Source organism: Methylosinus sp. C49 (assembly GCF_009936375.1).
Taxonomy (GTDB): Bacteria; Pseudomonadota; Alphaproteobacteria; order Rhizobiales; family Beijerinckiaceae; genus Methylosinus.
Window position 1 is genome coordinate 1,606,590 of the sequence record NZ_AP022332.1, and the last position, 20,084, is coordinate 1,626,673.

Sequence of the window (20,084 nt, forward strand, 5' to 3'; positions counted from 1 at the left end):
GACCGCCGAGGAGTGTGAGATGGAAGGCAAGACCGCGACCGAGAGAAGAATCCCCCTGCTGACCCCCGAGCAGTTCGCGCATCTGGGCGATGGAGCGATCGCCTATGTGCGGACGATGAGCTCGGAGGACGTCAAGCGGCTCTACCCTCAGGCCCCGGCCATAGAGCCCGGCCTGACGCTTTTCGCGCTGCTCGGCGCGGACGGCACGCCGATCGTCCTCGCCGACACGGAAGAGGGCGCCCTCGCCAACGCCTGGCAACAGCAACTGCAGACCGTCAGCCTCCATTGAGGCTGACGCTCGCTTGGTGTAGCCTATCTGAAGCGACGTTTTGGCCCAAAGGTCCAAAGGGTAGTTTCATGACAGACGCCTCGCGGCTGGCCGCTTTTCCGGATTCCACTGTCGCAGCGCCCACGGATGACGCTTGGTCGATCGACCGAGAAATCGTGATCGATCTATACGCGGAGGCGAAGCGCAAGACCGCGGAGCTCCGAAAGCGTCTCGTCGAAACCATGGCGGCCCCTCATCTGCTTCGTTCGATCGAGCAGCTTGAAAAGCGCCTCGGCGGTTCTCTGGAAGACGTCCGTATCGGCCTTCTTTTGTCCTCTTTCCATTCGCTCGAGGCGGATCGCCGGGCCTATGGCGCCGACGAGGGGCGCAAGGAGCTCGCGTGCGACCTGCTCGCCATGTTGGACGACACGGCGAAATCGGTGCGCGCTCTATTGAGCGTCTTTTCTGAGACGCGACGACTCGAGCGCGAAGGTTTCGGTCGGATGATCGATAATCTCGCCTCTGCGATCACACGGTCCGACGTCGTAATGCCGGAGGCGGCGGCGCCGAGTGAGCCGACGCCTGTCCGAAAGGCGGAAATCGCGGCGATCTCCGATCAAGTGCATAAGCTCGCGAAATCGATGCAGGAATATCGAGAGGAATTGCGCAGCTACGCGGCTTGGGCAAAGAATTTCAATTAATTGGGTAAAGAGTTTCAATTGATATCGAAAGAGCGCCGACATGTTTGGCCGGGTGTTCGTAGGCGCGAAGAAGCTCGCCGATCTCTACGCCGACATGGTGACGACGAGGGTCCAATTCGACGGATTGCGGCAATACACAAAAGAATCGATCGATGAGTTCAAGCGCTTGCTCGAGCGGCAGAGCGACAAGATCGATCGCATCGAGCGGGAAAGGATAAAGGCCGAGGCCGAGCTGCAGGCCAGAATCCAAGGCCTGGAGGCGCGGTTGAATGTGCTCAGCGAAAAGGCGCTCCATGCCGCGGTCGCCGACATGGCCGCCGAATACGCCCGGCGCGGGGGACGAGACGGTCCGATCGAGGGGCCGGCTCCGCGGCCTCTTCCCGACGGCCGGCAGGGCTGACGTCGGTTCCGGCGCCGAGATTGCTTCGCTCTTCTCGACTTTGTAGCGATTCCGAGGAGGAACGGTATGGAAGAGCCGACACGCGAAATCTTCGCCGTTTGCCATGTGAATGATGTCGCAAAACGCCGGGCCGTCGGCTATGTGCTGGCCCGCGTCAATGACGAGGGCAAGACTGTGCCCTTCCCGGTCGTCATCGTGCGGCACGTCGGCAAATATTATGGCTATGTCAACCGCTGCCCGCACCAGGGCAGCCGGCTGGATTTCGAGCCGAAATCCTTCATGGACCCGACGCAACGCTTCCTGCTCTGCGGCAAGCATGGCGCGCAATTCGACATTCCGACCGGCGTCTGCAACGACGGCCCCTGCGTCGGCGCGCAGCTCGAGAAGGTCGAGGTGGTCATAGACGATAGCGAGGTCTGCATCGCCGGCGTCACCATCGCCGAGGAGGACGGCCTCGATCGCGAGGAGAACGACGTCTATCCCGAGGTCGTCATCACCGCGGACTAACGGTCCCGTCATCGTCTCCATTCTGGACCTTTCTGCTCGATCGGCGTCGGCCTAGACTGCGCCGATCCGCACTCGTCCCGCGAGGAAACGATGAAGATCGCGCTCGCCATTCGCCATGTCGCATTCGAGGATCTCGGCAGCTTCGCCGAGCCGATCGCCGCGGCGGGCTATTCGATCCGCTATGTCGAGGCGGGGATGCAGCCGATCCCCGCCGAGGCGGCCGACGCTGATCTCGTCATTGTGCTCGGCGGGCCGATCGGCGTCTATCAGACAGAGGAATATCCGTTTTTGGCGGATGAGGCCGCGCTGCTGCGCGCCCGGCTCGGGAGGGACGCGCCGACTCTCGGCATTTGTCTCGGCAGTCAGCTGATGGCGGCGGCGCTCGGCGCCTGCGTCTATCCGGGCGGCGCCGGCAAGGAGATCGGCTTCGCGCCGATAAGCCTGACGCCGGCCGGGCGCGACAGAGCGCTCGCCGCTCTGGTCGAGCCCGAGGCCGAAGTGCTGCATTGGCACGGCGACACTTTCGACCTGCCGGATGGCGCGGTTCTGCTCGCCTCTTCGGCGCTCTATTCGCATCAGGCCTTCGCCGTGGGGCGACGCGGCCTCGCTTTGCAGTTTCATCCAGAGGCGGAGAGGGACAGCCTAGAGCGCTGGTTCATCGGCCATACGGCCGAGCTTTCCGCCGCCGGCGTCTCCATCGCCGGACTGCGCGCCGCCGCGGCGGCCAAAGCCCCGGGCCTTTCCGAGCGCAGCCGGCGCTTCATCGCGCATTGGCTCGCCGATATCGTCGAATAGCCGACAAAAAGGCGCGGTCCGCGGACGCCGGGAATGCGTCGGTGGACCGCGCGAAAACGACGCCGCCGGGCCGAGACGGCGTCGCTGTCTTTCAGCCGAAAATCAGCCGCGAACCGAAACCTTGCGGAACGGATTCTCGTGGTTCGTCAGGAAGGCGTGACCGAACTCGGTCTTGTTCCACTCGACGGACTCGGCCGGCAGGAACTTCAGCCCCGTGATGGTGAGCGGGAAATCCTTGGTGGCGGAAACGCTCGCCAGCTTGATTTCCGTATTGCCCGGGCCGACCGAGAGATCGACGACCGGCGTGCCGTCCGCCTTGGAGAGACGCGCCCAGCCGGGCGTGCCGATGCCCGTGGCGACGACGGTCGTCTCGGCGAGCAGCGGGGCGGCGGCGCCATCGGCGGCGTCCGGGCCGAAAGCGGGAGACTGGAAGGTGAAGGTCGCCATCACCTCGCTGCGGGTGATCTTATGGTCCGGTCCGATCGGACGTCCCGTCGAATACAGAACCAATTTACCGCCATCGAGCGCCGCCTTGATATCGTCGAGCGTCGCCGAAGCGAAAGCCTCCGCCAGTCTCATATCGCTTTCTCCACTTTGCGAAATGCACGCCGCTTTTGCGACAAAAGCGACATGCGGGACAGGTTCTCATCCCGAGCGTCGCAATTGTCGTGCCGCGCGTCTCACAATTTCAGGAGATCATAAGTGTCAGCCGCCGAATAATTTCTCGAAAATGTTCTTCTCCTCGCGGGCGGGCGCGCGACGGCGCGCCGGGGCCTCTTTCGGAATATCGGCCGGCGGGAGCAGCGCCTCCAGCCCATGGACCGAGCCGGTCGCGCTATCGTCTTCCTCGTCGCGGGCCTGCCGGCGACGCGAGGGCCTGGGTGGCTCGGGCTCGGGATCGGAGGAGAAGAAATCGAGCAGCGGCGCGATCGGCGAGGCGCTCTCCGCCGTGGCGGGCGAGCGCCAAGAGCCGGAGGGCAGCGCCGCGACCGGCACGCCCTGATGCGCGGCCTTCATGAAGCGGCTCCAGACCTCGACCGGCAGATTGCCGCCCGAGACCTTCTTCGTCGGAGAATTATCGTCATTGCCGAGCCAGACGCCAGCGACCAGATGCGGCGTGTAGCCGACGAACCAGGCGTCGCGGAAATCCTGGCTGGTGCCGGTCTTGCCGGCGGCGCGCCAGCCCGGCAGCTCCGCCTTGCGCGCCGTGCCGGTGGAGAGCGTCTCCTCCATCATCGTGTTCATCATCGCCACATATTGCGGCTCGATCACGCGGCCATTGCTGGAGCCTTTGCGGAAATAGAGCTGCTTGCCGCCGGCGGTGCGCACCTTGACGATGATGTGCGGCTGCACGCCGACGCCGCCATTGGCGAAGGGGGCGTAGGCCGTGACCAGCTCGAGCGGCGTCACCTCCGACGTGCCGAGCGATATGGAGGCGTTGGGCTGCAGCTCGGAGGCGACCCCGAGCCGATGCGCGGTCTTCACCACTGTTTTCGGCCCCACCTCGAGACCGACGCGCACCGCCACTGTGTTGAGCGACAGCGCCAGCGCCTTGGTGAGCGTGACCGGGCCGAAATATTCGCGGCTGTAATTCTCCGGCTGCCAGCCTTTCACATTGATCGGCCCGTCTTCCCGCACCGTGTCCGGCGTGAGGCCATGCTCGAGCCCGGCGAGATAGACGAAAGGCTTGAAGGCCGAGCCCGGCTGCCGTTTGGCGGAAACAGCGCGGTCGAACTGGCTCTCGGCGTAATTACGGCCGCCGACCAGCGCGCGAATGGCGCCATTGGGATCGAGCGCCACAAGCGCGCCCTGGCTGACGCCGAATTTGTCGCCCTTCTTGTCCAGCTCCTCGGCGATCGACTTCTCGCCGACCTCCTGGAGCTTACGATCCAGCGTCGTCGTCACGACAATGTCCTGGTCGATGGCGCCGATCGTGTCGTCGAGCATGTCCATCACATAATCGGCGGCGTAATTTATGGAGCCGGCGCCGCGCTCCCGATGCGCGACGGCCGGGCGGCCGAGGGCGAGCTTGGCCATCGCCTCGGTGATATGGCCTTCCTGCGCCATCGCCGTCACCACTTGCGCCGCGCGCTCGGTCGCCCCTTCGGGGTTGCGATCCGGCGCCAGCTTGCTCGGCGCCTTCATCAATCCGGCGAGAACGGCCGCCTCGGCCAGCGTCACCTGGCTCGCGCCATGGCCGAAATAGCGCTGCGCCGCCGCCTCCACGCCATAGGCGCCGGAGCCGAAATAGACACGGTTGAGATAGAGCTCGAGAATCTGGTCCTTGGAATATTTGTGCTCGAGCCAGAGGGCGAGGATCGCCTCCTGGATCTTGCGCGTGATGGTGCGCTCCTGGGTGAGGAACAAATTCTTGGCGAGCTGCTGGGTGAGCGTCGAGCCGCCCTGCATGCCGCCGCGGCCGGTGACATTGCGCGTCAACGCGCGGGCAATGCCGATGGGATCGACGCCCCAATGGGAATAGAAGCGGCGATCCTCTATGGCGACGAAAGCCTTGGGCAGATAGGGCGGCAGATCGGCGAGCCGCACCGCGGCCCCGCCCGTGTCGCCGCGATTGGCCAGCAATTCGCCATTCGCCGCCAGAATGGCGATATTGGGCGGGCGCTTGGGCACAGCCAGAGTGTCGATCGGCGGCAGCTGCGCCGCATGATAGATGAAGAGGCCGCCGACGCCGATCGCGCCCCAGATGGAGAGCACGGCGCCCCAATAGACGAGTCCGCCGAGGCCGAAGCCGCCGCCCCTCTTGGCCTTTTTCGGCTTGGCGGCGCGCGCCGGCGGAGCGTCGCCCGGATCGTCCTCGGGCGGCGGCGCGCTCTTGCCCGATGCGCTCTTGCCCTTGCGTTTGGGTTTCGCCATGCGATCCTCTCGCTGGTCGGCGCGAAGCTCGCCGTTCCCGTCGCCGTCGAAACGCGGTTCGCGGCGTTGTTTCTCGCGCGCCATGGGGTCCGCCGCCTCGGTTTTCCTCTGGCCGCGGCGTGATGCGCGCGGCCGACGCCGACACTAGCTTTAATGCTGTCGATTTAAGGGCCGGTTAAGCAAAGAGGGGCGCCGCGCTTCGCCGCAATAGGAACTTATGCACAGAGCGCCGCGGCCCTTGCGCTATTCGCCGCGGCTTGCGAAAATCCCGCCCTTGCTATGAAAAACGCGGCATGGATCGAGCGCAATGAAAGTCACCATCGAGAGAGCGGCGCTATTGCGCGCCCTCGGACATGTTCACAGAGTGGTGGAGCGGCGCACGACCATTCCGATCCTCGCCAATGTGCTCATCGACGCCTCTGCCGGAACGCTGCTGCTGAAGGCGACCGATCTCGATCTCGAGATCACCGAGAAGGTCCCCGCCGACGTCGGCCAGCCGAGCGCCACCACTCTGCCCGCCCATACTCTTTACGACATCGTCCGCAAGCTGCCGGAGGGCGCGCAGGTCTCGATCGAGGGAACCGGCGAGCAGGGCCAGCTGACGCTGCGCTCGGGCCGCTCGCGCTTCAATCTGCAGAGTCTGCCGGAGAGCGATTTCCCCGATGTCACCTCGGGCGAGTTCACGCATAGCTTCTCGCTCGCGCCGGCGGACCTCAAGAAGCTGATTTTAAAGACGCAGTTCGCTATTTCCAGCGAGGAGACGCGCTATTATCTCAACGGCATCTTCCTGCATTCGACCGAGGTGGACGGCCATCAGCTGCTGCGCGCCGTGGCGACGGACGGCCATCGTCTGGCGCGGGTCGAGCTGCCGGCGCCGGCCGGCTCGGCGGGAATGCCGGGCGTGATCCTGCCGCGCAAGGCGGTCGCCGAGATTCTGCGCCTCGTCGAGGACGCAGATGGCGCGGTGGCGATCGAGCTCTCCGCCAATAAGATGCGCTTCTCCTTCGGCGAGACCGTGCTGACGACCAAGCTCATCGACGGCACATTCCCCGATTATAGCCGTGTCATTCCGGCCAATAACGACAAGCGCCTGACCGTCGAGCGCGGCGTGTTCCGCGAGGCGGTGGATCGCGTCTCCACCATTTCCTCCGAGCGCGGCCGTGCGGTGAAGCTGGCGCTCTCGGAAGGAAAGCTGGTGCTTTCCGTCACCAATCCCGACCAGGGCTCGGCGGTGGAGGAGATCGAGGCCGATTACGACGGCCCGCCGATCGATATCGGCTTCAACTCCCGCTATCTGCTCGATATCGCCGATCAGCTCGACAGCGATACGGCGCTGTTCCGCCTCGCCGATCCAGGCTCGCCGACGCTGATCCAGGACCGCGACGGCGCGAGCGCGCTCTATGTGCTGATGCCGATGCGGGTGTGAGGCCGCGCGAGCGGAGAGGAGCCGGCTCGCGATGGTTGCGAGATTTCAAGCGTTGTCCAGTCCGAGCTCGGCGCGCTTCTTCCGTGGGAGCCCTCGCGAGACGATCGAATAGGATTCGCGGATGTAGACGCGCAGCTCGGCGTCCGAGAGGCCCGGCTCCGCGAAATGCTGAATCCACTTTAAGCCGCGGGAGGCGAGATAGGGCGCGGGACGCAGGCCGGGTTGTTCCTTGAGCATCTCATAGGCGACGTCGCCGACCTTGAAGGTGAAGCGCGGCTGGCCTTCGTCCCAGCCGCCGATCGCGAAAACCTTCCCGCCGACCTTCCAGACATGCGAGCCGCCCCATTGCACCACATGGGTGGTCGCCGGCAATGCGCCGCAGAACGTGTTGTAATCGTCATATGTCATATGCGCCGCCTTTCTGGGGGCCTCGTCACTTCACCTCGAATTCCACCATCTCTATCGTCGTCGCTCCGGCGTTGCGCAGCGCGCGGGCGGGGCCGGCGTCGCGCCATTGGAAATCGCCCGGCTGCAAGGCCATGTTCTGCCCGGCGCCGTCCGCATCCGTCTCGATCAGCTCGCCGCCTTCCACCACGATCCGCACGCCGGGCGCGGTCTGCGTGAAGGCGGGCGTCGACTCGCCCGGCTTCAGCGCGAGACGCCAGCCGCGCAGCCGCTCATTGTCGATGATCTGCGCAAAGGCGGCGGGCCGCTTCGAGGGCGCGCGGCCGAGTGGTGCCTTCTGCAAAATCTCGAAGCCGACGATGCTCAGCGGCGCATCCCCGACATTTTCCGCTCTGTGAGTGAGGCTCTGTTTGGAAAAAGCGCCGAAGCCCACCGCGCCGCGGGACCAACGGATCGACGTCGGCGCGGGGTCGCCCCAATTCTGGACGAGGGTCGGGCTTTCGCGCACCACCACATAGGCGAAATCGCGCGAATGCTCGTGATAGGGCGCGACGCGATGCGGCGGCAGCAGCACATTCAGCATGGCGACCGCCTCATTGCGAAAGGTCGGCACATGGAAGGGCGTCCGCTCGACGGGAAGGATTTGCGCCTGCGCCGCGCCGCCCGCGCCGAGCGCCGCGGCAGGCCCGGCGGCCAGAGTCGCGACGAGCAGAAGGGAGAATGAAAATGTCCGCGTCACGCGCGTCTCCTGATGAACGCCCGAGCCTTGCCAAAGGTAGGGCCGTGACGCAATCTCGCCGCGCAGGCGAACCCAAGCGAGCGCCATGACATATCTCCTCACGCATTTCTGGGCCTGGGGCGTCTCGGCCTTCGCGGTCGGCGTAGCGACGGCGCTCTCCGTCGCGCGCCGCTCCGAGCGCGGGCCGGTCGCCGGCTGGCTGGTATGGTTCGCCCTCGCTTTCGCCGCGGGCGTTCCTGTCGCAATGCTCGGGCTGCTGCCGGGACGCTCCGGCTTCTGGCTGGAGACGGCGCTGCTGCTGTTTCCGGCCTTTCTCCTCGGCGCCGTGGTCGGCGCGCTCATCGGGCGGCATTCGCTGCGGGATAATGAGGGCTGGGCGCTCGGCCTCATTCCGCTGGCGCTCGTCTGGCTCGGCGCCGGCATTCTGGCTGGACGTTCCATGGAGCAGGATCTGCGGCGCAAGGCGGCGAGCGCGATCGAGAAGATGGGCGGCGATCCCGCCTATCTCGACGTCGCCGGCCGCGATGTCCTGCTGCCGCGCAATGCGCCAAATCGCGCCGTCGCGGCGGAAGAGATCGCACATATTCCCGGCGTGCGGGGAATCGCCGATGTGGACGCGCTGACGGGCGCCGCCGCCAAGAATTACGAGAACGCCGCCATTGCGCGGCGCGCGGCCCGAGAGGGCGAGCCGTCGCCCGCGGCCGAGCCCGCGCCCAACGGCGTCGCTGGGCCGGCGCAGAATGGCCAGCCGCGATCGCCCAATGGCGGCTCCGCCTCGGCGCCCAAGCCAACGCTCGAGCCGAAAGAGCAGGGGCGGGGAGGGGTGAGGCCGGCGCCTTCGACGCCATCCGCCTCCGCGCCGGAACTGGCGCGGCCCTCGGGCGCGCCGCCTTCCGAGCCGGCCGGCGCGGCGGAGAAGAAATATGAAGTCGGAAGAAAGGCGGAGACGGGCAAGCCTTCGGCGCCGGTCGAGCCGTCCGAATTCGCCGAGCCATCGGAGGTCGCCAAGCCATCGGAGGTCGCCAAGCCATCGGAGGTCGCCAAGCCATCGGAGGTCGCTAAGCCGTCAGAGCCCAAGCCGTCCAATTTGCCGAAGCCGGCGGCGGGGGAGGAGCCGAGCGCCGCGGTTCCGGCCAGCGGCGAGCTGAACCTCGCGAACTGCCAGAAGGCGGTGAGCGCGGCTCTCGCCAGCGAGCCGGTGCGCTTCGCCAAGCATGGCGCGGGCGTGCGGCGCGGCGCGACCGGGGCGCTGGACAAGGCCGTCGGCCTGCTGCAGCGCTGCCCGCAGACCGAGGTCGATGTGCGCGTGCGCGCCGAGGGCGGCGACCGCGCCGCGCGGGAGAAGGCGCGCGACCGCGCCGCCCGCGTCGTCGATTATCTCGGCCGCATGGGCGTCGAGCGCGGGCGCCTCTCCGTCGCCGGCGAGAGCGGCAAGCCGGTCGCCAAGGGCGCGCCGGAGGGCGAAAGCGGGAGCGGCGTCGATTTCCTGCTCTCGCCGCGCCGCTAGCGCTTTCCGATCGATCGGAATCGATCGATCAGAATTCGCTTCCAACGAAAGAATCTAGAGCGCGATCCGATCCAATTAGATCGGATCGCGCTCTAGCCGCCGCCTTCGCCGCAATGTGGACGCTATTGAATAGCCAAACTGCCGCGAGATTCGCACGTCGGCTTCCGGCGGGCGCAAAGAGTTGCGGGCGGAGCGGACGCCGTTCATGAGGCATAGGGCGAGCGGCGGGATTATGCGATCGAGAGGGGAGCGTTGGGAGTCGGGCGCCTGCTTTCCCGCCGTCTATCTTCCCGCCCTATGTCTCGCGCTGACGATCGTCGCCAATCCCGCGCGGGCGGAGCATCTGCGCGGCGCCATAGCGACGACGATGCTGAAGCCGACGCCGATCGTCGAGACGCGGGACGCGGCCGACAATGCGGATTCTCCCGATATTTCTGGAAAGCGCTCGGAACTGCGCAGCCTCGAGGAGACGATCACCGTCTCCGCCGAGAGCCGCCGCAAGATCGAGACGGAAATAGAGACGCTGCGCGCCGACCGCGCCAAATTCAACGCCGCGCTGGTCGATGCGGCGCAGCGTGTCGGCGTGCTGGAGAAGCGCGTCGAGGAGGTGAGCGCCAAGCTCGAGGCCTCGGTGCGGAGCGAGCGGGCGCTGGTCAAATCGCTCGCCAGCCGCCGCGCGCTGATCGGCGAGGTGCTGCTCGTGCTGCAGCGCATGGGGCGCAAGCCGCCGCCGGCGCTGCTGGCCAAGCCCGAGGATATTCTGGAGAGCATTCGCGCCGCCATGCTGCTCGGCTCCGTGCTGCCGCAGATGCGCGCCGAGGTGGAGACGCTCAAGACCGACCTCTCCGATCTCATCGCGCTGCGCGGGCGCATAGAGGCGGAGAGGACGAGCCTCATCGCCGAGCTCGAGCATTTGAAGGAGGAGCGCGTCCGTCTCTCCGCTCTGGTGGAGACGCGGCAGAAGGCGCTGATGCTGGCGCAGAGCGCGCTGGATTTCGAGGCCGAGCGGGCGCGCAATCTGGCTTCCAAGGCGACGAGCCTCAAAGAGCTGGTCGCCCGCATGGAGAGCGAGGTGGAGGCGGCCAAGCGCGCGGCGGAAGCGGCGCGGCGGGCCGACGCCGAGCGCGCCGCGGCCGACGCCGCAATGTCGCTGGACAGCCGCGCCAAGGCGCTGGCGGCGCCGTTCAAGGACCCCGCCCGTCTCGCTCCAGCCGTCGCCTTCGCCGATCTGAAAGGTCGATTGGCGCTGCCTTCGGCGGGGAACGTCGTCAAGCGCTTCGGCGCCTCGGATGGTCAGGGCGCGACCGAGAAGGGCGTCTCCATAGCGGCGCGCGAAAACGCGGTCGTGACCGCGCCCAGCGACGGCTGGGTGGTTTTCGCAGGACGCTATCGATCCTATGGTCAACTCTTGATCATCAACGCCGGCGGCGGCTATTATGTGACCTTGGCCGGAATGGACCAGATATCCGTCGCCGTCGGACAATTCGTCCTGGCCGGCGAGCCGGTGGCGAACATGGGCGGCGGCGCCGTCAGGACTGCGGCGGCCATTGCTATCGGCGCGAAACAGCCCATTCTCTATGTAGAGTTTCGCAAGGACGGAACGTCCATCGATCCGGGCCCATGGTGGGCGAAGCCGGAACTTCAGAAGGTTGGCGGATGATGCGCAAGGCCTCATTGATCATAACGGGAATCGTCATCGGGGCGGGATGCGCCACGCTCGGACAGCATGCGCGCGTATTGATCGGCTCCCCGGCCTTCGCCGCCGCCGCCGATACGTACAAAAATCTGAGCCTCTTCGGCGACGTCTTCGACAAGGTGCGCGCCGATTATGTCGAGCGGCCGGACGAGCAGAAGCTCGTCGAATCGGCGATCAATGGAATGCTCACCTCGCTCGATCCGCATTCGAGCTACCTCGACGCCAAGGGCTTCAAGGACATGCGGACGCAGACCGAGGGCAAGTTCGGCGGCCTCGGCATAGAGGTGACGCAGGAGGACGGCCTGGTGAAGGTCGTGACGCCGATCGACGACACGCCCGCGTCCAAGGCCGGCGTCATGTCCGGCGATCTCATCTTCGCCATCGACGACGACAATGTGCAGGGCCTCTCCCTCAATCAGGCCGTCGACAAGATGCGCGGCCAGATCAACACGCCGGTGAAGCTCACCATCCTGCGCGGCAAGGACAAGGAGAAGATCGAGGTCAAGCTCACGCGCGCCGAGATCCATATCAAATCGGTGCGCTCGCATAAGGAGGACGAGGATATCGGCTATATCCGCATCTCCCAGTTCAACGAGGAGACGTCGGACGGGCTGCGCACCGCGATCCACAAGTTCCAGCAGGACATGCCGGGCGACAAGCTCAAGGGCTATATCGTCGATCTGCGCAACAATCCGGGCGGATTGCTCGACCAGTCGATCCAGGTGGTCAACAGCTTCATCGACCATGGCGAGATCGTCTCGACGCGCGGCCGCACGGCCGATGAGACGCAGCGCTACAATGCGCGAGCGGCCGGCGACATCTCGCGCGGCAAGCCGGTGGTCGTGCTCATCAACGGCGGCTCGGCCTCGGCGTCGGAGATCGTCGCCGGCGCGCTGCAGGACCATAAGCGCGCGACCATTCTCGGCACGCGCTCCTTCGGCAAGGGCTCGGTGCAGACCATCATCCCGCTCGGCGGCAGCAATGGCGCGCTGCGCCTGACCACGGCGCGCTACTACACGCCGTCCGGCCGCTCGATCCAGGCCAAGGGCATCGATCCCGACATCACGCTGCTGCAGGACGTGCCGGACGAGCTGAAGGGCAAGGACGACACCAAGGGCGAGGCCTCGCTCAAGGGCCATCTGAAGAACGGCGAGGACGAGAAGAGCGGCTCGCAGGCCTATGTGCCGCCGGACGCGAAGAAGGACAAGCAGCTGATCGCGGCGGTCGAGATTCTGCACGGCAAGTTCAAGCCGCAGAGCGCGGCCGAGCAGGCGAAGCCGGCCGAGCAGCCCAAGTCCAAGGTGTCCAACTGATCGATCGATCGGGCGGAGCGGGCGCGTCCCTCTCCGCCCGTCGCGTCTCGTTCCGCAGGCCGTCATGATCGCGTTTTCGTCCTTAGCCAATCCCGCCGTTTTCCTGCGGCTGACGCAGCGCATCCTGCCCTGGCTGGGCGCCGCGAGCGCGCTGCTCCTGGGACTCGGCCTCTATCTCGTCTTCTTCGTCTCGCCGGCCGATTATCAGCAGGGCGAGACGGTCAAGATCATGTATATCCATGTGCCGGCCGCCTGGCTCGCCATGTTCGCCTATGTGGTCATGACCTCCGCCTCGCTCGGCGTGCTGGTCTGGCGCCATCCGCTGGCCGACGCCGCGCAGAAGACCGCCGCGACGCTGGGCGCCGCCTTCACCTTCATCTGCCTCGTGACCGGCTCGCTCTGGGGCAAGCCCATGTGGGGGACCTATTGGGTGTGGGACGCGCGTCTCACCTCCATGCTGATCCTCTTCCTGCTCTATCTCGGCCTCATCGCGCTGCGCCAGACGATGGAAGACTCCCCGCGCGGGGCGCGCATAGCGGCGATCATGACTCTCGTCGGCTTCGTCGATATTCCGATCATCAAATTCTCGGTCGACTGGTGGAACACGCTGCATCAGCCGGCCTCTGTGCTGCGCGCCGGCGGACCCACCATCGCCGCCTCCATGCTGTGGCCGCTGCTCATCATGGCGCTCGGCGCGACGGCGCTGTTCCTCGCGCTGCATCTGATGGCGATCCGCAACGAGATTTTGCGCCGCCGCGTCGCGCGGCTGGCGCTGCAGGTCGCCGCCGCCGGCGAAGAGGGCGGCGCTTCTGGACAATTGCTGGAGCCGGCGCAATGACCGAAGAGCATTGGGGCTATATTGTGCTGGCCTATGGCGTGACCGCCGCCACCATCCTCATCATGGCCTTTCGCATTCTGCTGGAGCATAGACGCCTCGCCGCCGAGCTCGCGCGGCTCGAGAAGAATGGTTCCGTCGCGAGAGGGGAGCCGCTGTGAGCGCCGAGGAGTCCGCGCCGCGCAGCCGTCTCGCGCTGTTCCTGCCGCTCGCCGTCTTCGCGGCGCTCGCCGGTCTCTTTCTCGTGCGGCTGTTCTCTGGCGACGCCTCGCGCCTGCCTTCGGCGCTCATCGGCAAGCAGGCGCCGCAATTCACGCTTCCCGCTCTGCCGGGGCTCGCGGGCGTCGGCGGCCTGTCCGGCGACGATCTGCGCAAGGGCCGCGTCAGCGTCGTCAATGTCTTCGCCTCCTGGTGCTCGCCCTGCCGGGCGGAGCATGCGCAATTGCTCGCCCTCGCCAAGGATCCAGCGCTCGCGCAAAAGGGCGTCGCGCTCGTCGGCCTCGCCTATAAGGACGAGCCGGCCAATTCGCTGCGCTTCCTCGCCGAGGTCGGCAATCCTTTCGCGGCGGTCGGCGTCGATCTTCCCGGACGCGTCGCGATCGACTTCGGCGTCTACGGCGTGCCGGAGACTTTCATCATCCGTGGCGACGGCGCCGTCGCCTATAAGTTCGTCGGGCCTTTGACCCGGCAGGCTCTGGAAGAGACCTTGCTTCCCGAGATCGAGAAAGCGCTCGCCAATACGCGCGCCGCGGCGCTCGCCGAGGCACCGAAGTAGGCTTCTATTAACCTTAACTTAACGTCGGCTGAGCCATTTTAGCTTTTGGCGGCGGTTCAGGATTCTCCATCGCTCGGGCCGCGTCGCACGGCGCGGGCGGTCGATCGACCACGTCTGCGCGCGCTCGCGGCGCGTTGCGAATTATTGCTTGCGGATGAGCGCAAATTAAAAGGGTGATCGGCTTGCGCGCTTTTATTCCGAGGGGTTTGCGAATGCGGTCGGCCGCGCTGCTGTCCGTCATCGCCGCCATCGCATTCGCGCAGGCCATTGCGAGCTGGCTCATCTTTGCCGGGGGGCCGGGGGCGGCGCGCGATCCGAGATTGGCCGCGCTCTTCGTCGGGCCCATCCTCATCTCGCTTCTCTGCATTCTCGGCGCGGTGGCCGTGCGCACGCGCATCGTCCGGCCGCTCGTCGCCGTCACCGAGGCGGTCCGACGGCTCGCCGATGGAGACACCTCCCATCGGCTCGAGATCGAGGATTGTTCCGAGAGCGTTCGGCGCCTCGCCGAGGCTTTCGTCAATCTTCGCCAGGTGATCCTCGCGCATCGCGCCAATGAGAATCTCATCGCCGAGGCCAACGCCACACAGGCGCGCATCGTCCAGCTGCTCGGCGACGGGCTGGCCAAGATCGCCGAGAAGGATCTTTCTTATCGGCTGACCGACGAGTTTCCCGGCTCCTATCGCCGGCTGCAGACGGATTTCAACACTGCGGTCGGCCAATTGTCGGAAGCGATCGGCGAGATGGCGGACAGCACGCGGCTGTTGGGCGCCGGCATGCAGGAGACTGTCGCCGCTGCCGACGATCTGTCACGGCGCACGGAGAGCCAGGCCTCCAATCTCGAGGAGACCGCGGCCGCTCTCGCGCAGATCACCGAGACGGTCACTCGGACGGCGGAGGACGCCGGCAATGCGCGGCAGATCGTCTCCGATATGAGCTCGGAGGCGCAGGCGAGCGGCGGCATCGTGCGGCAGGCCATCGGCGCCATGGGCGATATCGAGCAATCGTCGAAGAAGATCGCGCAGATCATCGGCGTCATCGACTCGATCGCGACGCAGACCAATCTTCTGGCGCTGAATGCGGGGGTGGAAGCCGCCCGCGCCGGCGAGGCGGGACGCGGTTTCGCCGTGGTGGCGGCGGAGATTCGCGATCTCGCGCGGCGCAGCGCCAAGGCCGCCAAGGAGATCGATACATTGATCTCGGTCTCCAACGCGCAGATCGGCCGCGGCGTCTCGCTCGTCGGCGACACGGGCGAAGCCTTGTCGCATATTGTCGAGGAGATCGCCCGCGTCAACGGCGTGGTGGCGGAGATCGCCGATCGCGCGCGTCAGCAGGCCGCCGCGCTGAACGAGGTGAATGGCTCGGTCCGCCAGATGGATATGATCACGCAGCAGAATGCGGCCATGGCGGAGCAGACCACCGCCGTCAGCCACGGGCTGCGCGAGAAGACGCGGCGGCTGATCGAGATGATCTCGCGCTTCCGCATCGCCCGCGATCTCGACGCCGCGCGCGCGGCCGGGCCGCGGCTGGTCGCCTCGGGCGGCGAAAATATCTATGAGCCGCGCCGTGTCGGAGCGCCCGACCGGCGCCTCGGCGCGAGCGACCGTCGCAGCAGAGCCTGGACGGATTTTTGAACGCGCATGACAATGAGAGCAAATCCATTCACCCGCATCCTTTCGCGCCGCGCCGCTGTGGCGCTGGCGGCCGCGCTCGGCCTTTCGGCCTGCGCCAAGACGACGCTGGAGATAGAGCCCGCGCCGGTCGATCCCGCGCTCTTCGTCGGCGCCGATTGCGCGCATCTCGTGGCGCGACGCGCCCGCATCTCGCAGGCGCTGATTTTCGCCGGCTCGGCGCAGGACCAACTCGCCGCGGACGATCGCACGCGCACGCTCGGCGTCCCGACGCCGATGGGCACGCCCTTCGACGACGATCGCGAGCCGCAGATCGCGCGGCTCAAAGGCGAGTTGCACGCCGTCAATGCGCAGATGGACGCGCAGCGCTGCGGGCGGGACTTTCAATGATCGAAAAGGCGAGTCGGCGACGCTGCTGCAACTACCGGTTGCGGTGCGGATTGATTCTGGCGGGGCCTTGCTATAGGGCTCGAATTGAGCGGCTGTCGCAAGTCAGCGTTTGGAGGTCGCCGTGACGCGTGTCGATCCGCCGTCCTCGCCGGGCGGCGACGCAGAGGCGCCCTCGCAGGGCGGGCTCGGCCCTATTTCCATCGCCGACTGCCGCGACCTCTCGCCGCAGCTGCGTCGGGATTTGGAGACGCTCGATTACGAGCTGCGCGGAGTCGCCAATCGCCTGCTGGCCGAGGTGGACGACGCCAAGGGAGACGCGGCGACCTTTCTGCGCGCAGCGACGACCGTGCTGCTGTCCGTCGCTGCAGGGCTGATGGAGACGGCCTCGGACCGCGCGCACGAGCCCACCGACGTCGGCGCGTTCAAGAACGCCGCCGAGGACGCCGCGCAATGGGCGAAGAGCCGCAAGCTGCGCGATCTGCTCGCCGACGACGACTGAGCGCGTGATCGGCGCTCAGAAGAATTCCAGCTCGCCGGCGGGGTGATCCGTCCGTCCGTCGTCGTCGTGATCGCCGAGGCGCGCCGCCAGCTCCGCGAGCTTGACGCTGCGCGCCGCGGTCGCGCCGTTGACCTGCCAATCGCCCGGCGCGAGCTCCGCCAGGGCGCAGACGAAATCCGATAGACCCGAGAGCGTCTGCTCGATCGAGTCGATCGCCTGCGCCGAATGGATGAGCTCGTGCTTCTCCTCGACATTGCTCCATTCGACGCCGTCGACCAGGCAATGGAGGCGGTCCGTCTCCTTGGCCGCGTTGCGCAGCTCTGCGGCCAGCCGCGAGAGGACCTCGACCAGCGGTTGGGGTCGCTCATGCGCGCCGCAGGGCGAGGTCGTCTTCGGCTCTGTCATCAGAACAGCTCCAGTGAGCCCGCGGCCGGCAGCTTCGGCAGGACGACCGGCGCCGGAGCGGCGGCGGGCGTCGGACCGGAGAGAAGGCTCTGCCGGGCGCGTCCAGACACGGGCTCGTATTCGACGCGCCTCCCTCTGTCGCCGCCGAGATGCTCGGCGACGAGGCGGATGCCTTCGTTCCTCAGAAAGCGCTTCGCGAATTCGGCGTTGCGCGCGCCGATGTCGGATAGGCCTTCCATCATGCGCGCGCCGCCGAAGAGCTTCCCTTCGAGATGGTCGCGGCGCGCGCCCTTCTTCAAGAGGCCGTTGACGAGCAGCTCCATGAGATGCACGCCATAACGCTCGGCCTCGCCATTGCGCGACGAGGTGAAGTCGCCGGGCAGGAGGAAATGGTTCATCCCTCCGACGCCGGCGCCGGCGTCCCGGAGGCAGGCGGCGACACAGGAGCCGAGCACCGTCGCGAGGACGATCCCGGGATCGTCGACCACCCTATACTCGCCTTGGATGATGTGGACTCGTTTCATGCCTGCGTTCATTTGCGTCACGCGATTTTGCCGATGATCGCTTCGAGCGCTTTTTTGAGAGCCGGAACGGTGAAGGGCTTGGTGAGGAAGTTGTTGACGCCGAGCTTCACCGCATTCTCGAGCAGCGCCTTGTCCGCGCGCCCCGTGAGCATGATGAAGGGGACTTTCTTGGTCGGATTGTAATTGCGGATCGCCTTCAGCAGGCCGAGCCCGTCGAGCTTGGGCATGTTGAAGTCGGAAATCACGAGATGCGCGGGAGTGGCCATCATGAATTGCAGGGCCTGCTCGCCGTCGCCGGCGAAAAAGATGTTGCGAACGCCGAGCTCCTCGAGACCGTCGCGAATGAGCATGCGGCTCGTGCTCGTGTCGTCCACGATCAAGACTCTCAACTGATCGGCGATGGACATGGAATTCCCCCGTACTGTTACTGGTTCGTCGAAGTGAGGATATGGGCGGCGATGCGCTGCAGCGTGAGCTGCTTGCCGACGCCGCCGATCTCGAAGGCGGCTTTCGGCATGCCATAGACGAGCGAGCTCGCCTCGTCCTGGCCGATCGTCTCCGCGCCGAGCTGGCGCATGGCCAGCAGGCCTTGCGCGCCATCGCGGCCCATGCCGGTGAGGATCACGCCGAGCGCGTTGCGACCCGCGCTCTGCGCGACCGAATTGAACAGGACATCCACCGACGGACGATGCCCGTTCACCGCTTCCATGTTGCTGAGGCGGCACCGATAGCCGCCGACGCTCTTCACCACCTCGAGATGCGCCGCGCCGCCGGGCGCGAGATAGACGCGGCCGGGCAGGATCGGCGCGCCATCCATGGCCTCGGCGACCTGCGGCTTGCACATGCGGTCGAGGCGCGCGGCGAAGCTCGCCGTGAACACCGGCGGCATGTGCTGGGTAACGATGGTCGGCGGACAATTTTCTGGAAAATGCGAGAGAATGGTGAGCAGCGCCTCGACGCCTCCGGTGGAGGAGCCGATGGCGACGAGGCGTCCGTCCGGCGCATAGCGCGACGTCGCGGTCTGCGCCTCGCGTCGCGCCGCGACGGCGGGCTCGACGCGGATCGGCCCGCTGCGCAGCGGCTCGTGGCGGCCGATGGGCGAGGCGGCGATCGCCTTGATCTTCGCCGGCAGCTCGTCGAAAGAGCGCGGATCCTTGGACGACGGCTTGGCGACGCAATCGAAGGCGCCGATCTCGAGCGCTTTGATCGTCGTCGAGGCGCCGCGCTCCGTCACGGTCGAGACCATGATGACGCGCGTCGGGCGCAGCCGCATGATCTTCTCGAGAAATTCGAGGCCGTTCATATTGGGCATCTCGACGTCGAGCGTCACCACATCGGGATCGAGCGTCTTGATAGCCTGGCGCGCCTCGAGCGGATCGGCGGCCTCGCCGACGACGGAGATCGCAGGATCGCGACAGAGCGTCGCTGCGATGAGGCCGCGCATGGTTGCGGAATCGTCGACGATCAGCACACGAACAGACATCTTACGAAATTCCTCTGGAGCGAAGCCGATAAGTGGTGACGCCGTCGTATTCGAAGGCGGATGTGGCCGCGCCGGACACGCGCTCGGAATGGCCGATGTAGAGACGTCCCTCGGGATTGAGGAGGGGAACGAAGCGGCTCCATATGTTCTCTTGCGTCTTCTCCTCGAAATAGATCACCACGTTTCGGCAGAAGATCGCATCGAAGCGGCCGCTCATCGGCCAATGGCCGATGAGATTGAGCTCGCGGAAGGAGACGAGCGCGGCGAGCTCCTCCGTCACGCCCCATTCGTCGCGGCCAGCGCCGAGCGGCGTGAACCAGCGGCTGCGCAGATGCGACGGCACCGCTTCCATGATCTCGCGGCTGTAGACGCCATTGGCGCCGGCGGCGACCATGTTCGGATCGATATCGGTGGCGAGAACCTTGACGTCGAGATCGGCCGCCTCCGGTATGACGGAGAGGATCGACATGGCGATCGAATAAGGCTCCTGGCCGTTGGAGCAGGCCGCGGACCAGATGCGCAGCCGCGCGCCTTTGCGCACGGCGGCGGCGCGCTTGGCCAGCACATTCTCCTCGAGATGCTTGAAGTGATGCGGCTCGCGGAAGAAGCGCGTCACATTTGTGGTGAGCGCCGCCATCATCTTCTGCCGCTCGTCGACGCCATCCTCGCTGACGATGAGCGCGCAATAGTCGCGGAAGCTCTCGAGGCCGAGGCTGCGCAACCGCTTGGCCAGACGCGAATAGACGAGCGTCGCTTTCGAGTCTGGAAGATAGATGCCGGCGTCCTCGTGCAAGATCGAGGCGATGCGCCGGAAGTCGTCCTGCGTCAGCAGGAATTCTCCAGGGACGAGCGGAGCCGTGGCGAGGTTGCGGGTTTTCATGCGGCTGCTTGCGATTCTATTTGGAGCGGCGCCC

General features: G+C 66.3%; 24 protein-coding genes. 15 read left to right on the forward strand and 9 right to left on the reverse strand.

Translation table 11 applies throughout. The features are described from left to right. The first annotated feature begins 19 nt into the window (after positions 1–19). The 5 genes from GYH34_RS07660 to GYH34_RS07680 all read left to right on the forward strand — a co-directional run bounded on the left by GYH34_RS07660 (position 20) and on the right by GYH34_RS07680 (position 2,671). Positions 20–289: a DUF1150 domain-containing protein gene (locus tag GYH34_RS07660; protein WP_161913063.1), complete on the forward strand. Its 270-nt coding sequence runs from the start codon at positions 20–22 to the stop codon at positions 287–289. Positions 290–357: 68 nt separating this feature from the next. Beyond that, the gene (locus GYH34_RS07665) at positions 358–969 is read left to right on the forward strand and encodes a hypothetical protein (protein ID WP_161913064.1); all 612 of its coding nucleotides are present in this window, start codon (positions 358–360) and stop codon (positions 967–969) included. A 40-nt stretch (positions 970–1,009) separates the two neighbouring features. Then, positions 1,010–1,369, forward strand: a complete 360-nt coding sequence (locus tag GYH34_RS07670; RefSeq protein ID WP_161913065.1) for a hypothetical protein — start codon at positions 1,010–1,012, stop codon at positions 1,367–1,369. A gap of 66 nt (positions 1,370–1,435) precedes the next feature. After that, complete coding sequence (locus GYH34_RS07675; RefSeq protein WP_161913066.1) at positions 1,436–1,876, forward strand: Rieske (2Fe-2S) protein; 441 nt, start codon at positions 1,436–1,438, stop codon at positions 1,874–1,876. A 90-nt stretch (positions 1,877–1,966) separates the two neighbouring features. After that, positions 1,967–2,671, forward strand: coding sequence for a glutamine amidotransferase (locus tag GYH34_RS07680; protein ID WP_161913067.1), 705 nt, complete (start codon positions 1,967–1,969; stop codon positions 2,669–2,671). A 102-nt stretch (positions 2,672–2,773) separates the two neighbouring features. Here GYH34_RS07680 and GYH34_RS07685 read toward each other — a convergent pair whose 3' ends face one another. After that, complete coding sequence (locus tag GYH34_RS07685) at positions 2,774–3,250, reverse strand: hypothetical protein (protein WP_161913068.1); 477 nt, start codon at positions 3,248–3,250, stop codon at positions 2,774–2,776. A 126-nt stretch (positions 3,251–3,376) separates the two neighbouring features. Next, entirely contained in the window at positions 3,377–5,629 is a 2,253-nt protein-coding gene (locus tag GYH34_RS07690; RefSeq protein ID WP_161913069.1) for a penicillin-binding protein 1A, read from the reverse strand. Between the two features lie 223 nt (positions 5,630–5,852). Between GYH34_RS07690 and dnaN the strand changes: the two genes are divergently transcribed. Further along, positions 5,853–6,971: a DNA polymerase III subunit beta gene (gene dnaN, locus GYH34_RS07695; protein WP_161913070.1), complete on the forward strand. Its 1,119-nt coding sequence runs from the start codon at positions 5,853–5,855 to the stop codon at positions 6,969–6,971. Between the two features lie 45 nt (positions 6,972–7,016). Here the strand turns inward: dnaN and GYH34_RS07700 are convergent, their stop codons facing one another. Together GYH34_RS07700 and GYH34_RS07705 are read right to left on the reverse strand one after the other, a co-directional pair. Beyond that, positions 7,017–7,379 carry an MmcQ/YjbR family DNA-binding protein gene (locus GYH34_RS07700; RefSeq protein WP_161913071.1) on the reverse strand — a complete coding sequence of 121 codons (363 nt, stop codon included), beginning with the start codon at positions 7,377–7,379 and terminating at the stop codon, positions 7,017–7,019. 25 nt (positions 7,380–7,404) lie between these two features. Further along, positions 7,405–8,202 carry a hypothetical protein gene (locus GYH34_RS07705; protein ID WP_161913072.1) on the reverse strand — a complete coding sequence of 266 codons (798 nt, stop codon included), beginning with the start codon at positions 8,200–8,202 and terminating at the stop codon, positions 7,405–7,407. Here GYH34_RS07705 and GYH34_RS07710 point away from each other — a divergent pair. From GYH34_RS07710 to GYH34_RS07750, 9 genes are all read left to right on the forward strand, one after another. Next, positions 8,201–9,622 carry a hypothetical protein gene (locus GYH34_RS07710; RefSeq protein ID WP_161913073.1) on the forward strand — a complete coding sequence of 474 codons (1,422 nt, stop codon included), beginning with the start codon at positions 8,201–8,203 and terminating at the stop codon, positions 9,620–9,622. The two genes, GYH34_RS07705 and GYH34_RS07710, sit on opposite strands and share 2 nt — an antisense overlap. Before the next feature lie 232 nt (positions 9,623–9,854). Beyond that, on the forward strand, positions 9,855–11,282 hold the full coding sequence (locus tag GYH34_RS07715; protein ID WP_244635309.1) for a peptidoglycan DD-metalloendopeptidase family protein: 1,428 nt from the start codon (positions 9,855–9,857) through the stop codon (positions 11,280–11,282). Beyond that, a complete protein-coding gene (locus GYH34_RS07720) occupies positions 11,279–12,631 on the forward strand; it encodes a S41 family peptidase (RefSeq protein WP_161913074.1) in 1,353 nt (450 codons plus the stop codon). Before GYH34_RS07715 ends, GYH34_RS07720 begins: the two co-directional genes overlap by 4 nt. 64 nt (positions 12,632–12,695) lie before the next feature. Further along, positions 12,696–13,469: a heme ABC transporter permease gene (locus GYH34_RS07725; RefSeq protein WP_161913075.1), complete on the forward strand. Its 774-nt coding sequence runs from the start codon at positions 12,696–12,698 to the stop codon at positions 13,467–13,469. After that, complete coding sequence (gene ccmD, locus GYH34_RS07730; protein WP_161913076.1) at positions 13,466–13,627, forward strand: heme exporter protein CcmD; 162 nt, start codon at positions 13,466–13,468, stop codon at positions 13,625–13,627. The genes GYH34_RS07725 and ccmD overlap by 4 nt, the downstream gene beginning before the upstream one ends. Next, positions 13,624–14,241 carry a DsbE family thiol:disulfide interchange protein gene (locus tag GYH34_RS07735; protein WP_161913077.1) on the forward strand — a complete coding sequence of 206 codons (618 nt, stop codon included), beginning with the start codon at positions 13,624–13,626 and terminating at the stop codon, positions 14,239–14,241. The genes ccmD and GYH34_RS07735 overlap by 4 nt, the downstream gene beginning before the upstream one ends. A 212-nt stretch (positions 14,242–14,453) precedes the next feature. Next, a complete protein-coding gene (locus tag GYH34_RS07740) occupies positions 14,454–15,872 on the forward strand; it encodes a methyl-accepting chemotaxis protein (RefSeq protein WP_161913078.1) in 1,419 nt (472 codons plus the stop codon). A 12-nt stretch (positions 15,873–15,884) separates the two neighbouring features. Next, complete coding sequence (locus GYH34_RS07745; protein ID WP_244635310.1) at positions 15,885–16,259, forward strand: hypothetical protein; 375 nt, start codon at positions 15,885–15,887, stop codon at positions 16,257–16,259. Positions 16,260–16,380: 121 nt separating this feature from the next. Further along, positions 16,381–16,758: a hypothetical protein gene (locus tag GYH34_RS07750; protein WP_161913080.1), complete on the forward strand. Its 378-nt coding sequence runs from the start codon at positions 16,381–16,383 to the stop codon at positions 16,756–16,758. A gap of 15 nt (positions 16,759–16,773) precedes the next feature. On the opposite strand, the gene GYH34_RS07755 is transcribed toward GYH34_RS07750, so the two are convergent. Genes GYH34_RS07755 through GYH34_RS07775 form a run of 5 tightly spaced genes read right to left on the reverse strand, consistent with a single transcriptional unit; the run spans position 16,774 to position 20,050 of the window. After that, on the reverse strand, positions 16,774–17,163 hold the full coding sequence (locus tag GYH34_RS07755; protein ID WP_161913081.1) for a hypothetical protein: 390 nt from the start codon (positions 17,161–17,163) through the stop codon (positions 16,774–16,776). After that, positions 17,163–17,687 carry a chemotaxis protein CheD gene (locus GYH34_RS07760; RefSeq protein WP_244635311.1) on the reverse strand — a complete coding sequence of 175 codons (525 nt, stop codon included), beginning with the start codon at positions 17,685–17,687 and terminating at the stop codon, positions 17,163–17,165. The genes GYH34_RS07755 and GYH34_RS07760 overlap by 1 nt, the downstream gene beginning before the upstream one ends. A gap of 17 nt (positions 17,688–17,704) precedes the next feature. Then, positions 17,705–18,094, reverse strand: a complete 390-nt coding sequence (locus GYH34_RS07765; RefSeq protein ID WP_018264542.1) for a response regulator — start codon at positions 18,092–18,094, stop codon at positions 17,705–17,707. Between the two features lie 17 nt (positions 18,095–18,111). Further along, a complete protein-coding gene (locus GYH34_RS07770) occupies positions 18,112–19,170 on the reverse strand; it encodes a chemotaxis response regulator protein-glutamate methylesterase (RefSeq protein ID WP_161913083.1) in 1,059 nt (352 codons plus the stop codon). A 1-nt stretch (position 19,171) separates the two neighbouring features. After that, positions 19,172–20,050: a protein-glutamate O-methyltransferase gene (locus tag GYH34_RS07775; RefSeq protein WP_161913084.1), complete on the reverse strand. Its 879-nt coding sequence runs from the start codon at positions 20,048–20,050 to the stop codon at positions 19,172–19,174. Positions 20,051–20,084 lie beyond the last annotated feature (34 nt).

Bases quoted from the DNA above. Each gene is read 5' to 3' on its own strand.
- GYH34_RS07665 (WP_161913064.1), top strand. From the start codon at position 358: ATGACAGACGCCTCGCGGCTGGCCGCTTTTCCGGATTCCACTGTCGCA.
- GYH34_RS07715 (WP_244635309.1), top strand. From the start codon at position 9,855: ATGCGATCGAGAGGGGAGCGTTGGGAGTCGGGCGCCTGCTTTCCCGCC.
- ccmD (WP_161913076.1), top strand. From the start codon at position 13,466: ATGACCGAAGAGCATTGGGGCTATATTGTGCTGGCCTATGGCGTGACC.
- GYH34_RS07740 (WP_161913078.1), top strand. From the start codon at position 14,454: ATGCGGTCGGCCGCGCTGCTGTCCGTCATCGCCGCCATCGCATTCGCG.
- GYH34_RS07755 (WP_161913081.1), bottom strand. From the start codon at position 17,163: ATGACAGAGCCGAAGACGACCTCGCCCTGCGGCGCGCATGAGCGACCC.
- GYH34_RS07760 (WP_244635311.1), bottom strand. From the start codon at position 17,687: ATGAAACGAGTCCACATCATCCAAGGCGAGTATAGGGTGGTCGACGAT.
- GYH34_RS07725 (WP_161913075.1), top strand. From the start codon at position 12,696: ATGATCGCGTTTTCGTCCTTAGCCAATCCCGCCGTTTTCCTGCGGCTG.
- GYH34_RS07700 (WP_161913071.1), bottom strand. From the start codon at position 7,379: ATGACATATGACGATTACAACACGTTCTGCGGCGCATTGCCGGCGACC.
- GYH34_RS07690 (WP_161913069.1), bottom strand. From the start codon at position 5,629: ATGGCGCGCGAGAAACAACGCCGCGAACCGCGTTTCGACGGCGACGGG.
- GYH34_RS07770 (WP_161913083.1), bottom strand. From the start codon at position 19,170: ATGTCTGTTCGTGTGCTGATCGTCGACGATTCCGCAACCATGCGCGGC.
- dnaN (WP_161913070.1), top strand. From the start codon at position 5,853: ATGAAAGTCACCATCGAGAGAGCGGCGCTATTGCGCGCCCTCGGACAT.
- GYH34_RS07720 (WP_161913074.1), top strand. From the start codon at position 11,279: ATGATGCGCAAGGCCTCATTGATCATAACGGGAATCGTCATCGGGGCG.
- GYH34_RS07675 (WP_161913066.1), top strand. From the start codon at position 1,436: ATGGAAGAGCCGACACGCGAAATCTTCGCCGTTTGCCATGTGAATGAT.
- GYH34_RS07745 (WP_244635310.1), top strand. From the start codon at position 15,885: ATGAGAGCAAATCCATTCACCCGCATCCTTTCGCGCCGCGCCGCTGTG.
- GYH34_RS07685 (WP_161913068.1), bottom strand. From the start codon at position 3,250: ATGAGACTGGCGGAGGCTTTCGCTTCGGCGACGCTCGACGATATCAAG.
- GYH34_RS07660 (WP_161913063.1), top strand. From the start codon at position 20: ATGGAAGGCAAGACCGCGACCGAGAGAAGAATCCCCCTGCTGACCCCC.
- GYH34_RS07710 (WP_161913073.1), top strand. From the start codon at position 8,201: ATGACATATCTCCTCACGCATTTCTGGGCCTGGGGCGTCTCGGCCTTC.
- GYH34_RS07765 (WP_018264542.1), bottom strand. From the start codon at position 18,094: ATGTCCATCGCCGATCAGTTGAGAGTCTTGATCGTGGACGACACGAGC.
- GYH34_RS07670 (WP_161913065.1), top strand. From the start codon at position 1,010: ATGTTTGGCCGGGTGTTCGTAGGCGCGAAGAAGCTCGCCGATCTCTAC.
- GYH34_RS07775 (WP_161913084.1), bottom strand. From the start codon at position 20,050: ATGAAAACCCGCAACCTCGCCACGGCTCCGCTCGTCCCTGGAGAATTC.
- GYH34_RS07680 (WP_161913067.1), top strand. From the start codon at position 1,967: ATGAAGATCGCGCTCGCCATTCGCCATGTCGCATTCGAGGATCTCGGC.
- GYH34_RS07705 (WP_161913072.1), bottom strand. From the start codon at position 8,202: ATGGCGCTCGCTTGGGTTCGCCTGCGCGGCGAGATTGCGTCACGGCCC.